Annotated in this window: 11 protein-coding genes; 10 read left to right on the forward strand and 1 reads right to left on the reverse strand. The window is 38.1% G+C overall.

Features of this window, described 5'->3' with window-relative positions:
* The first annotated feature begins 12 nt into the window (after window positions 1–12).
* The 5 genes from EG339_RS17965 to bioA all read left to right on the forward strand — a co-directional run bounded on the left by EG339_RS17965 (window position 13) and on the right by bioA (window position 4,898).
* Window positions 13–636 (forward strand): hypothetical protein, encoded by a 624-nt coding sequence (locus EG339_RS17965; RefSeq protein WP_123871300.1) that lies wholly within the window; start codon window positions 13–15, stop codon window positions 634–636.
* Entirely contained in the window at window positions 629–1,738 is a 1,110-nt protein-coding gene (locus tag EG339_RS17970) for an aminotransferase class I/II-fold pyridoxal phosphate-dependent enzyme (RefSeq protein WP_123871301.1), read from the forward strand. The genes EG339_RS17965 and EG339_RS17970 overlap by 8 nt, the downstream gene beginning before the upstream one ends.
* Window positions 1,739–1,797: 59 nt before the next feature.
* Window positions 1,798–2,409, forward strand: coding sequence for a dethiobiotin synthase (bioD, locus tag EG339_RS17975; RefSeq protein ID WP_123871302.1), 612 nt, complete (start codon window positions 1,798–1,800; stop codon window positions 2,407–2,409).
* 2 nt (window positions 2,410–2,411) lie between these two features.
* On the forward strand, window positions 2,412–3,395 hold the full coding sequence (gene bioB / locus EG339_RS17980) for a biotin synthase BioB (RefSeq protein ID WP_123871303.1): 984 nt from the start codon (window positions 2,412–2,414) through the stop codon (window positions 3,393–3,395).
* Window positions 3,396–3,608: 213 nt separating this feature from the next.
* Window positions 3,609–4,898 carry an adenosylmethionine--8-amino-7-oxononanoate transaminase gene (gene bioA / locus EG339_RS17985; protein WP_123871304.1) on the forward strand — a complete coding sequence of 430 codons (1,290 nt, stop codon included), beginning with the start codon at window positions 3,609–3,611 and terminating at the stop codon, window positions 4,896–4,898.
* A gap of 65 nt (window positions 4,899–4,963) precedes the next feature.
* Here bioA and EG339_RS17990 read toward each other — a convergent pair whose 3' ends face one another.
* Window positions 4,964–6,169 (reverse strand): CynX/NimT family MFS transporter, encoded by a 1,206-nt coding sequence (locus tag EG339_RS17990; RefSeq protein WP_228459016.1) that lies wholly within the window; start codon window positions 6,167–6,169, stop codon window positions 4,964–4,966.
* A gap of 71 nt (window positions 6,170–6,240) precedes the next feature.
* Here EG339_RS17990 and EG339_RS17995 point away from each other — a divergent pair, with 71 nt between their 5' ends.
* The 5 genes from EG339_RS17995 to EG339_RS18015 all read left to right on the forward strand — a co-directional run bounded on the left by EG339_RS17995 (window position 6,241) and on the right by EG339_RS18015 (window position 13,831).
* Window positions 6,241–7,047, forward strand: coding sequence for a helix-turn-helix domain-containing protein (locus EG339_RS17995; protein WP_123871305.1), 807 nt, complete (start codon window positions 6,241–6,243; stop codon window positions 7,045–7,047).
* Between the two features lie 541 nt (window positions 7,048–7,588).
* Entirely contained in the window at window positions 7,589–8,194 is a 606-nt protein-coding gene (locus EG339_RS18000) for a hypothetical protein (protein WP_123871306.1), read from the forward strand.
* 83 nt (window positions 8,195–8,277) lie between these two features.
* Window positions 8,278–8,847: a Crp/Fnr family transcriptional regulator gene (locus EG339_RS18005; protein WP_123871307.1), complete on the forward strand. Its 570-nt coding sequence runs from the start codon at window positions 8,278–8,280 to the stop codon at window positions 8,845–8,847.
* Window positions 8,848–8,942: 95 nt separating this feature from the next.
* Complete coding sequence (locus tag EG339_RS18010) at window positions 8,943–9,305, forward strand: hypothetical protein (protein ID WP_123871308.1); 363 nt, start codon at window positions 8,943–8,945, stop codon at window positions 9,303–9,305.
* A 188-nt stretch (window positions 9,306–9,493) separates the two neighbouring features.
* Entirely contained in the window at window positions 9,494–13,831 is a 4,338-nt protein-coding gene (locus EG339_RS18015; protein ID WP_123871309.1) for a CusA/CzcA family heavy metal efflux RND transporter, read from the forward strand.

Genomic DNA, 13,831 nt, shown 5'->3' on the forward strand with positions numbered 1-13,831 from the left:
AAATAAAAATCTATGGAATTTCATCATCTGCTCAAAAGAATAGTACAGGATGAGCGTACCCATGCCAAATGGCTGAACACCCTTTCTTTTATGGAAAATGCCGGTGCAAGAAAAATATCAAAATGTGAACATCCGGTTTTGGTTACCCAGATTCAGCTTAAACATGCTGCCGAAGAACACCGTCATGCCTATTATCTAAAAAAACAGATCGGGAAAATAGATCAGGAACTCTGCAAAACCTATGAAAGCAGGGAACTTCTTGCTGCCGTTGCTACCAGGCAATATCTGCACGCATTGGATATTAAGGCCTGCAGATACCTTCAGGAGGCTTTTAAGCTTAGCAAAGAAGACCTCAAATATGCCGCCTACCTTTTTGTAACCTATGCTATTGAAGTACGTGCTGATAAACTTTATCCTGTTTATCAGGAAGTTCTTACAGAAGAAGCCTCTAAAATCATGGTAAAATCTATTATCCTGGAAGAAGAAGGACATCTGGAAGAAATGATTAACCAACTCCATGAATTTTCTCAAAACTGGCAGCTGCATGCAGATCATATTCTGGAAATAGAAAAAAAACTGCATCAGCAATGGATTAATGCTATTACAGAAGAAGTTACCTTACTGAACTATGCTTAAAAACATAACCCGTTTTCAGGAAGCACTCCGTAAAAGAAATCAGCTGGGAACCTTAAGAACTTTAAAGCAAAAAGCTGAAGGAATTGATTTCTGTTCCAATGATTATTTAGGATTGGCAGGAAATAAAAAACTTCAAACAATAATGCTGGAGAAGATTAATAAGAACCCTCAATGGCTTTCCGGAAGCACAGGTTCAAGGCTGATCAGCGGAAACAGTCAGATCGCAGATTCTACAGAGGATTTTATTGCGGAAAAACATCAGTTTTCTTCTGCATTACTGTTTCCATCAGGTTATAATGCCAATTTAGCCTTGTTCTCCACACTTCCGGACCGTCATGATACAATTATTGCAGATGAACAGATTCATCGTTCCGTACATGATGCCTGTAAAATGTCAAATGCCAGAAAATTAAAGTTCAGGCATAATGATATTGAAGGTCTGGAAAGTATTTTAAAAAGACAGAAAGGACATTGTTATATTGCTATAGAAAGTCTTTATTCTATGGAAGGTGATCTTGCTCCGATTCGTGAGATTGCAGATCTGGCCAAGCAGTATGAATCATATTTAATAGTAGATGAAGCCCACGCATTCGGTGTTTTTGGAAATGGTTTGGTGAGTCAATACGGTTTACAGGATAAGGTAACAGCTAATGTAATCACTTATGGCAAGGCTTTAGGCTCTCATGGTGCAGCAATATTGTGCAATGATATTATAAAATCTTATCTGGTCAATTTTGCTTCTCCATTTATTTATACCACTTCCGCCCAAAGCTTTCAATGGATGAGCATCAAAGCAGGTTACGATTTTCTGGAAGATCATAAAGAATTATCCATACAGCTTCAGGAAAATATAAAAATATTCCGAAGCCGGGAACTTCGGTCTCCATCCTGGGAAGGCAGTCCGGTGCAGGCGATTATCATTCCAGACAATCAGAAATTACAATTTTTACAGGATACCTTATCACAGGAAGGATTTTTAACTTATGCCATCTACAGCCCAACCGTAAAAGAAGGAACCGAAAGACTCCGGATATGCCTCCACAGCTTTAATACAGAAAAGGAGATTATCAGGCTTACAGAAATAATTAAAGATTTCATTTAAAAATAACAACGCAGAAAATGGAGCCTTAGACCTTCACATGACTTAACTCAATATACCGTATGAAATTATTTATAACAGGAATAGGAACTGAAATTGGAAAAACAGTCTGTTCCGCCATTTTAGTACAATATTTTAAAGCAGATTACTGGAAACCGATACAGTCAGGAGACCTGCATTATACAGACACGAATAAAATCGAAACCTGGACTGACCATACGTTCTGCCATCCTGAAACATACCGTCTCCAATTGGCCGCATCCCCCCATCAATCCGCAAGGGCTCAAAACATACAGATCCGTCTTGATGATTTTCAACTCCCGGAAACTCAGAATACACTGATCGTAGAAGGAGCAGGAGGCCTTATGGTACCGCTTTCAGATGATATTTTTATGATTGACCTGATTAAAAAGCTACAACTTTCTGCTGCACTTGTAGTGAGAAACTATCTAGGCTGTATTAACCATACTTTATTATCAATATCAGCCTTACAGCAAAGAAATATTACACTGGATTACCTAATCTTCAACGGTGAGTTTCCCGAAGATACCGAAAGGGTGATCTTAAACTTCATTACAAAAGAAACAAAAATTATCAAAATACCCGAAATAAAAAGTTTGGATAAAGAACACATCACAGCTATTACAAAACAATTAACAATAACAAAATTATGATAATGGATAAAACAACAAGCATCAGAAACAACTGGACCAAAGAAGAAATAGAGGAAATTTATCATTTACCACTCATGGAACTTATTTATAAGGCAGCCACTGTACACCGCGAATGGCATGATCCATCCGAGATACAGATTTCAACTTTATTATCCATTAAAACCGGAGGCTGCCCGGAGGATTGCTCATACTGCGGGCAGGCTGCACGTTATCATACCAATATCAAAGTACAGGCTCTGTTACCCACTGAAACTGTGATTGCCCATGCTCAAAAGGCAAAAGATAATGGATCATCCCGATTCTGCATGGCAGCAGCATGGCGTGAGGTTAGAAACAACCGCGATTTTGACAGGGTCATCGATATGGTAAAAGGAGTGAACGACCTTGGCATGGAAGTATGCTGCACCCTGGGAATGCTTACCGAAGAGCAGGCTATAAGACTTCAGGAGGCAGGATTATATGCTTACAACCACAACCTCGATACTTCAGAGCAATATTATGAAGAAATCATATCCACCAGAACTTTTGACAACAGGATCAATACTATTAACAACGTCCGAAAAGCAGGCATTACAGTATGTTCCGGTGGAATTATCGGGCTTGGAGAAACCCACAGAGACAGAATTTCCATGCTCTTAACATTAGCTACAATGCCTAAGCATCCGGAATCTGTACCAATTAACGCATTGGCAAGGGTAGAAGGAACTCCATTGGAAAATAACGAGAAAGTAGATCCATGGGAAATGGTAAGAATGATCGCTACTGCAAGAGTCGTAATGCCATCATCTATGGTAAGACTAAGTGCTGGCCGTATAGAAATGACTGAAACAGAACAGGCATGGTGTTTTATGGCCGGCGCCAACTCTATCTTTACCGGTGAAAGAGAAACATTACTGGTAACACCTAATCCGGGTGTTTCCGAAGATATGCAAATGCTGCAGACCCTAGGATTAAAACCCATGGTGAAAAAAGAAACCTATTGTTAAAAATTAAAAAGATGAGTTTCTGAATTTTAACATTGAGCATCTTGAATTTTATAACGTTAAGACCGCAGCGATACATAATGAAACTGCATATTGGCATTGCATTCGGCAAAAAAAGCATATCTGACAAAATCTGGCTGAATGAAATGCCTTTACGAACGCTGCGTTAAACCGAAAAATTCAACAGTAACTTTAAAATCATCAATACTCCAATATATGGATACAGTAACACAAATAAGCCTTCAACAAAGAGATAAAGCCGTCAACTGGCATCCTTACACCCAGATGAAAACGGCTGATGAAATTATCCCAATTGTTAAAGGACAAGGGCTTTATCTTTATGATAATGAAGGTAAAAAATATATGGATGTTGTTTCATCCTGGTGGGTAACCCTGCATGGCCATTCACATCCTTATATCGCCCAACGGATATTTGAACAGCTTAATACGCTGGAACAGGTTATTTTTGCAGGATTCACCCATGAACCAGCTACACAGCTTTCAGAGAATTTACTACAACTTCTGCCTGACAATCAGAACAAGGTTTTCTATTCTGATAATGGTTCTACTGCGGTGGAAGTTGCTTTAAAAATGTGTATTCAATATGCACACAATCAGGGAAAAGAAAAAACAAAAATCCTTGCTTTTAAAAATGCATACCACGGCGATACCTTTGGAGCTATGTCTGTAAGCGGAAAAAGCTATTGGACCAGACCTTTTGAAAGCAGACTGTTTGAAGTGGTTTTTATTGATACTCCCAATGCAGAAAACCTAAAGAGTTTACAGTCTCAGATTAAAGAGATCGCCGATGAAGTGGCCTGTTTCATTTACGAGCCATTAATTCAGGGTGCAGCAGGCATGTTGATGTATAATGCTGAAGACCTTAATAACCTGATGAAATTCTGCAGAGAACAGGAAATCCTGATGATTCAGGATGAGGTTTTTACAGGCTTTGGAAGAACCGGAAAACTCTTCGCGGCCCATTATCTTACCGAAAAGCCGGATATTATGTGCTTTTCTAAAGGACTTACAGGCGGAACCATGCCTATGGGAATTACAACATGTTCCCAAACGGTTTATGACGCGTTTTGGTCTGATGACAAATATAAAACTTTATTCCACGGACATTCCTTTACCGCTAATCCATTAGCCTGTACCGCAGCATTAGCCAGCATGGAATTATTACTTCAAAAAGAAACCCAAATGAATATCAAACGTATTTCTCAGCAACATTCAGAGTTTATCAAAATACTGACTTCACATCCAAAAGTTGAAAACGCGCGTCAGATAGGAACTATTCTGGCTTTTGACTTTCAAACCGGACAGGGAACATCATATTTTAATGAAATTGGGAAAAAGCTCTATAATGAGTTTTTACAGCGAGGAATTATCATGCGGCCTTTAGGAAACATTCTTTATCTGGTACCTCCGTATTGTATATCTTCTGAAGAATTAAACACAGTATATCAAAATATTCTGGAAGTTTTGGATCAGTTTAAAGATTAGGTATCTTTTTTTACAGACAAACCTTATAGATTCCGAAAGCCTATAAGGTTTGTTTGAATCTAATCCTAATCTTCTACATATTTATTCCTGGCAGCTCTCAGTCCGAAATATAGCATTATTAATACGGCAACACTCAGAAAGTAAAATGAAGTATTCCAGGAAATATCCCAGTCATGCAGCTTTCCAAATACCGGAGGTCCGAATGCTGCGATCAGGTAACCTACAGACTGCGCCATTCCGGAAATCTTAACTGCATTGATACTGCTTTGGGTTCTTGTAGAGAAAAACAGGATAGACAGGCTAAATGATAATCCGTTAGAAAGCCCTATAATAACAGCATTTACATAGATCCATTGAGATTTCAGAAATACAAACATCATGGTGCTTCCAAACATCAGTGTACAGATAAACAGAATCATTATTCTCTGATCTTTCATTTTACTGGCAATAATCGGGCAGCAGAATGTTACCGGAATCATTGTAACCTGAATCACAAAAAGTACCCATCCCGAACTTTCACCAGACATGTTATAATCTGTGAGAAATGAAGGCAGCCATGTCACCATACAATAATAAAACAAAGACTGTAACCCCATAAAAATACTGATATTCCAGGCTTGGGAAGATTTAAACATATTAAAATCAGAAGTTCCCAAAGCTGTTTTAGGCTGTTCAGAATTCTTTCTGTTAAACAGCATTTCAAGAATCAGCACCACAAAACCTAAAGCAGCAATCACCAGCCAGATCCCAAGAGAACCTCTCCATCCGAATCCTGTCCATTCTCCGATTCTAACACTGAAACCTGAAGCCAGAGCAGCCGTAAGATTCATAGAAACAGCAAAAATTCCGGTCATTAAACCAATCTGCTTCGGAAAATTATTTTTAACATATCCGGGAGTCACCACATTTCCGATACAGATTCCCAAACCAATAAATACCGAACCTGCAAACAACAGCCAAAGAGAGCCTGAGATTCTCAGGAACAGGCCAAAGCTCAGAATAATAAGAGAATACATCAGCAGTTTACTGATCCCGAACTTATTGGAAAAACGGCTCACCAAAACGGAACACACTGCAAACATAAAAAGTGGAATAGAAGTTAAAAGACTCACCTGGAAATTATCCAGCTTCAAAGCATCCCTCACATCCCCAAGTACCGGAGACACAGCAACAATAGGCGATCGAAGATTACTGGAGATCAGTATTACCACCAACACATTCAGGATCATTAAACCATAAGAAACATTCTTTCTTACTTCGTTCTTCATCATAGTAAAACTTTTTGCACAAAATTAACATAGTAATTTTGTTTAATTTTGCCAAAGTTTTAACCTGAAACGACATGAATGCTAACGACAGTATCAAAATAGATGAACTTAAAAAGCCTTATTTTGTATGGTTTGAAGAAAACTGGGTTCATGACAATGTTCTCCATCAGCATAAAAAAGGTCAATTGGTCTTTGTAGAAAGCGGCTTTCAGTATATCACGATTGAGGAAAGAATTTATCTTCTTCCTCAAAATCACGCAGCCTGGATCCCGTCAAATGCCATACATAAGACCAACTCCCATTCTGAAAAGATCAAGCTGATGATTATGTTTGCCGATACAGACAGACACAATTCCTTTTATGATGAGGTAATTGTATTTTCTGTTCCTCCGGTATTGAGGGAAATGATAAAGTATGCTGAAAAGTGGTCTAAATTAAAGGAAAAAAATACAGATGAAATGGTATTCTTAAAAGCACTTTTTAATGAACTTCCTCACTTTGTAGAACATTCTCTGAAGTTACACATCTGTCTGCCAAAAGATAAACGCCTGGAAAAAGTAATTGAATACCTTCATGGTCATTATAATACAGCAATAAAAATAGAAAGCCTAAGTGAACTTGCCCTGGTTTCTTCCCGGAGCCTGGAAAGAATATTCAAAAAAGAGACAGGTCTCACAGTAAGCAAATACCAACAGATGCTCCGTATTATTAAAAGCCTTGAACTTTTAAGCTCAGAAAGTTTTACGATTTCAGAAACAGCTTTTAAAGTAGGGTATAAGAGTGTACAGGCATACACCAGAAGTTTCCAGTCTGTAATGCATTTCAGACCGACAGATTTTATGAAAAACATTAACCTAGGAACAGTAAAAGGGATTTATTAACATTAAAAATAATTATATCCGGCTATATAAAAGCACTTATATCTTCTATTGTAAAGAATAATTCTCTTTTTTATCATTTATCACATTAATAGGAAATTCTTAACTATATACTTAATTAAAGCAAAAAGGCCTCCAAGTGTGGAGACCTTAAAAAAACACAAATGATGAAAAAAAATTATTTCGATTCACAAATATAAGCAAAATTTATATTATGCAATACATCGTATGTGTATTTTTTTTAAAAAATATTGATTTTAGATAAAAATCATCATTCATTAAAATATTCTGATTTTCCTTAACATTTTGAAACATAATCCCATCATACAAATAACTCCACCAAACCACAATTCATCTATAAAGCAGTTTTTACAAAAAAAACTCTGGACTCAATATAACATCAAGATAATCGATAATCTAAAAGCAAAATACCACTCATTTGAACTGACCATCAAAAAAGACAGAATCTTTACAATGAAAAGTAAAAACGTGATCCGGGTCATAAAAAAAAGTGAATAAATTATTTTAATTTGGTCAAAAAGAGATGAAGCCAAAACAGATTAAAGGAGTTCCAGAACAAAAATCAGGGGGATTCCATGACACAGAAACATATGTGAAGTTTGAAAAGGCATTAATTCCGCTAAAATATGAGGCCTTAAAAAAGCGGTTTTTCTCAGTCAATCAATGGAAGAGCTATTGCGGAGAAGCGTTTGCAGATTTTAAACTCTATTCATCCAATGGCAGTCCGGTTGAGCGGGATCCACAAAAAGGAGACTTTGTCAGGATTAACATTCCCGGTCCCGGAGAAACAGAAGCCAAAGGGTATGATTGGGTAGAAGTGGTTGATATCTGCTATTATGAAGATAGCCATTCGGAAAGTATTGTAATGACCTGCAGACCTTCCAGGAATCCTACTGATAAAAGCAGTCATATTGCCCATTTTTACAGTTCTAAAGCCACTTCTTCTTTTGTGATCCAGAGGTATTCCACTCATTTAAAGGCAGCTGTATACGGCAGGAATGAATCTCCAAACCTTAATGCCAACTTCATTGATATTATACGAAATTTAGCAGTAGCCATAGGAGGAATGATGGGAATCGCTAAAATTCAGTGGAGACAGCTTACCAACGGATTTTTAGATTTCGACTGAGCAATACTTATTTTATCTACGTAAAACAAACAGGCAAAAACAGAGCATTTATCACTACATTTGCTGATGATTAGCTCAAATACATGCAAGAACAACTGGTTTTATATATTAAAGATAAAATATCGGTAACAGATAACGAGATGGAAACTATTCTGTCTTATTTTAAGCCTATTGCATTAAAAAAGAATGAACTGCTGCTCACTAACGGACAATTCAGCCAAAAGACTTTTTTTGTGGCTAAAGGCTGCCTAAGAATATTCTTCATCAATAAAGACGGGCAAGAATCTACCCGTTATTTTGCTTTTGAAAATCAGTTTGCAACGGCATTGGTAAGCTTTATCACTTCCGAGCCATCCGAAGAGTTCATTCAGGCTGTGGAAGACACTGAAATCTATTATATTACTCACAAAGACTTTTACCACCTGCTGGACATTGTACCAAAATGGGAAAAATTCTACAGAATTTACCTGGAAATAGCTTATATAACCAATACTAAACGGCTGATGTCTTTTCTTGTTCAGGATGCATTGGAAAAATACCGTCAGCTACTGAAAGAAAATCCTATGATTGTCCGCAGACTCTCCAATAAAATGGTGGCTTCTTATCTTAATATTTCCCAGGAAACCTTGAGCAGGCTTAAATCTAAGCTTTGAGATATTGTATAAAACGGTCAAAAAACCTCTTTATTAAACAAAAATTAATCTTTTACATTTTTCTCAGGAAAAATTTAAGCCTTATATTTGCAGGAATGTTAAAATGGTTCTCCATAATATGTTCAATGATGTATGTGCTGGCTACCACCAATATGGGGGAAGTATTGAAGGTGCCTATGTTTATCGAACATTTTATGGAATATGAAGGAAATCTTTCAGAGTTCGTTATGGAACATTATGATAACCATAAAAAAGATGCTGACTGGGATCTGGACCAAGAGCTACCATTTATCAATCCACCTATCGTACTTACTGTACATGCTCAGCTTCCTGATTATACCTTTGAGATCAAAAAACCTAAGGAAGTCCGAATTCCTCAAAAAAACAGTATTTACAAGGAAAAAGATTTCTCAGACCTTTACCTTTCCAGTATTTTCCAGCCTCCACGGCTTTCTTAACGGATTTAAATTAAAAATTAATGTTTTAAGTTTTACTTGAAACAACAGATTCTTATTACTTATCAATCAAATCTGCAGTATAATATCATTCTGCCTGTTTATTCAATAGATCTATGAAAATCTTTGATTTTCTTCTTTTGTAAACTTCCGGAATAAGCATACTACAGATTAGCCATTAATAATTTTTCATGTTAAACAAAATTATTGAGTTTTCTGTAAAGAATAAACTCATCATTGCTCTGTTCACTATAGGATTAGTCCTTTTCGGAGTATATGAAACCACCAGATTACCCATTGATGCTCAGCCTGATATCACCAATAACCAGGTACAGATTATTACCACCGCACCTTCTTACGGAGCTGCAGATATAGAGCGTCTCGTAACATTTCCCATTGAGCAGGCAACCAGCAACATCAGCGGAATCACCGAACTCCGAAGTCTTTCAAGATTTGGGTTATCACTGGTAACTGTTGTTTTTGACGATGATACCGATGTGTATTGGGCCCGCCAACAGGTTCAGGAGCGATTGCAGCTCGTTCAGGACAATATTCCCGCTGGAATTGGGAAGCCTGAACTGGGACCTATTTCAACCGGGTTGGGAGAAATCTTCCAATACGTGGTGAGAGCCAAGAAAGGCTATGAAAACGTATATGACGAAACGGAACTGAGAACTATTCAGGACTGGGTAGTCAGACGACAATTGCTCGGAACCAAAGGAGTGGCAGACGTCAGCAGTTTCGGAGGAAAACTGAAGCAGTATGAGATTGCTATCAACCCCAATAAACTTCAGGCCTTTAATATCAATATCAACGATGTATTTTCTGCATTGGAAAGTAATAACCAGAATACCGGAGGGGCCTATATTGAAAAGAAAGAAACGGTTCTTTTTATCCGGAGTGAAGGACTTTTGGGAACCAAAGAAGATATAGGGAATATTCAGGTAGCTAAAACCAGAGAAGGCATCCCGGTTCGCATTAAAGATGTAGCTTCTGTAAAGATCGGATATGCAACAAGGTATGGTGCCATGACCTATAATGATTCGGGAGAGGTATCCGGAGCCATTGTACTGATGCTTAAAGGAGAAAATGCCAACGAAGTTATAGGTAACATTAAGCAAAGGCTTGAGAAGATCCAGGAATCTTTACCGGAAGGTGTTGTAATTGAACCTTTCCTGGATCGTGCTAAAATGGTGAACAATACCATCAGTACGGTAAAAACTAACCTTATGGAAGGTGCATTGATCGTAGTTTTCATCCTGGTTGTATTCCTTGGAAACTTTAGAGCTGGGTTATTGGTAGCCTCTGTAATTCCTTTAGCCATGCTGTTTGCCATTATTATGATGAATATCTTCGGCGTTGGAGGTAACCTGATGAGCCTTGGAGCCTTGGACTTCGGCCTTATTGTAGATGGTGCCGTTATCATTGTGGAAGCTGTTCTGCATCAGCTGGCTCATAAAAAACATTTTGGAAAGGACAACATGCTCAGCAAAAAAGAAATGGATGGCCAGGTATCCAGTTCTGCTACCAAAATGGTTAACAGTGCGGTATTTGGGCAGATCATTATCCTTATCGTATACCTTCCGATCTTTACCCTGCAGGGGATTGAAGGAAAAATGTTCAAACCTATGGCTCAAACAGTAGCTTTTGCATTAATTGGAGCATTTATCCTTTCCCTTACCTATATTCCTATGATGAGTTCACTGGTATTAAGCAGAAAGAAAAAAGAAAAAGACAATATTTCCGACAGGGTAATGGCCAAAGTGGAAACAGGACATCAGAAATTCCTGATAAAAGCTCTGAAATACAGAAAAACAATCATTTTGGGTGTTCTTATTCTTTTTGCAGGAGCTGTTTTCACTCTATCAAGAATGGGTGGAGAGTTTATTCCATCTCTGGAAGAGGGGGATTTCGCAGTTGAAATGAGAATTCTTCAGGGAAGTAATATCAATGAGACCAAAAAGGTAACCACACAGGCTTCGGGTATCTTGTTGAAGCAGTTTCCCGAGGTTCAGAAGATCGTTGTAAAGATCGGAAGTGCCGAGATCCCGACAGAACCTATGCCAATGGATGCTGGTGATATGATTATTGTTTTAAAACCTAAAAAAGAATGGACCTCTGCAAAATCATTCCCTGAACTCTCTGAAAAGATGAGCAAGGCATTAAGCGTCATTCCCGGGTTAACTACCAGCTTCCAGTTCCCGGTACAGATGCGTTTTAATGAACTGATGACCGGGGCAAGGCAGGATGTGGTCTGTAAAATTTATGGGGAAGACCTTGACAGCCTCACTACCTATGCCAAAAAGCTTGGAAGCATCATCAATACGGTAAAAGGAGCACAGGACCTTTATATAGAGCCTGTTGAAGGAGCTCCACAGGTTGTTATTGATTACAACCGCTCAGAATTATCAAGATACAATATTTCTGTGGGAGAGATCAACAGAGTGATTAATATGGCTTTTGCCGGGCAGACGGCAGGAGCTTTATACGAAGGAGAGAAAAAATTTGACATTGTTGTCCGTATGGATAATGATTATAAAAAAGATATTACCAGCATTCAGAATCTGTTGGTACCTACTGCTTCAGGAGAGCAGATCCCATTATCCCAGCTGGCAAAAGTAGAACTTAAAGACAGCCCTAACCAGATCCAGAGAGAAGACACCAAAAGAAGGATCATCATAGGATTTAATGCCAGAGAAAGGGATGTTCAGAGCATTGTGGAAGAACTGCAGCAAAAAGTAGGGAAAAACCTTAAATTCTCACCGGGATATACCATTGCCTATGGAGGAACTTTTGAAAACCTAAATGAGGCTAAAGCAAGATTAGGCATTGCCGTTCCTATTTCCCTGGTGATGATTTTCTTACTGCTATTCTTTGCATTTGGATCTGTAAAACACAGCTTATTAATTTATACAGCAATACCATTATCAGCCATTGGCGGTGTATATTTCCTTGCTTTAAGAGGAATGCCCTTCAGCATCAGTGCAGGGGTTGGATTCATTGCATTATTTGGAGTGGCTGTACTTAACGGAATTGTTTTGATATCAGAATTTAACAGATTGAAAAACAACGGAATAAACAACACCAGCAGAATTGTATTAATGGGAACAAGAATCAGGCTTCGTCCGGTCCTGATGACTGCTTTTGTAGCTTCATTAGGATTCCTTCCAATGGCGATCAGTAACGGAGCAGGAGCTGAAGTACAGAGACCGCTAGCCACAGTAGTGATTGGCGGGCTGATGCTTGCAACACTTTTAACCCTGTTTGTACTCCCAATTCTTTACGTCTTATTTGAACAAATTAATAAAGATAAAATGAAATTCTCCAAAAAAATAAACTATAAAAAACGGTCTGCTTTCTTACTGATGATCTCTTTCGGAAGCTTCCAGGCTCAGGAAAATATCACCTTTGAACAGGCACTTGAAAGAGCCTATCAACAAAACGGAACACTTAAAAACTCAAAATTAATCTCTGACTATCAGGAAAAATTAAAAGCCAGTTACCTTAATCTTCCCCAACTGGAAATAACAGGAGCATTCGGGCAGATTCAAGGTGAAGAAACGGATAATTCATTCGGAATTTCTCAAAGGTTTAGTTTTCCAACCGTTTATTCAAAGAGAAAACAGATGCTGGATGCGGAATGGACGGCAAGCGTTATCAATCAGAACCTTACAAAAGCTCAGCTTACCAAAGAGGTCAGTGATGTTTTTTACAGAATCCTGGTGCTTCAGGAAAAGAAAAAAGTGCTGGAATACATCAGTAAACTGTACACCAACTTTGCTGATAAAGCCGGCTTAAGATTAAAAAAAGGAGAAGCCAATATCTTAGAAGAATCTACTGCTGAAATTCAAAAAGAACAGATAAAAGTACAGTTGAATACCCTTGAAAATGATCTGAATATTACAAAATTGCAGCTCCAGCTGCTTCTTCAGTCGGAAACAGCTTATCAGCCCATTGCAGATCAGCCAACAATGAATATCGGACTTCAGGTTTCGGAGGAAATGGTAAAAAAGCATCCCGAGCTTCAGTATCTGCAACAGCAGATTAAAATAGGAGAGGCTGAAGTACAACTTGAAAAAAGCAGACTGCTGCCTGAACTTCTTATCGGATACACCAATCAGAGTATGAAAAACATTAATAACAACCGCTTTAATTCAGTTCAGGTGGGTGTAGGAATTCCGTTGTTTACCAAAGGACAAAGAGCGTTGGCAAAAGCCGCAGAAGCTAAAATTGCCATTTCTGAAAATCAATACCAGAGAAAAGAAATTGAACTGAGAAACAGGTTAGTGCAACAGCTGAGCAATTATATGAATCAGCAGAAAATCATTGAAAATTATAAACAGAAACAGCTCCCAAAATCTGAAACCATCCTAAAAGCGGCCCAAAAACAAATGGATGTAGGAGAAATTGATTATCTGAACTGGGTAATACTGGTCAATCAGGCTGTAAAAACAAAAGCAGATTATATCGACAGCCTTGAAAGGCTGAATCAGATAGGAGCAGAGCTTAATTTCTTAATTTCAAAATAA

The sequence above is a fragment of the Chryseobacterium bernardetii genome (assembly GCF_003815975.1).
GTDB classification, from domain to species: Bacteria; Bacteroidota; Bacteroidia; order Flavobacteriales; family Weeksellaceae; genus Chryseobacterium; species Chryseobacterium bernardetii.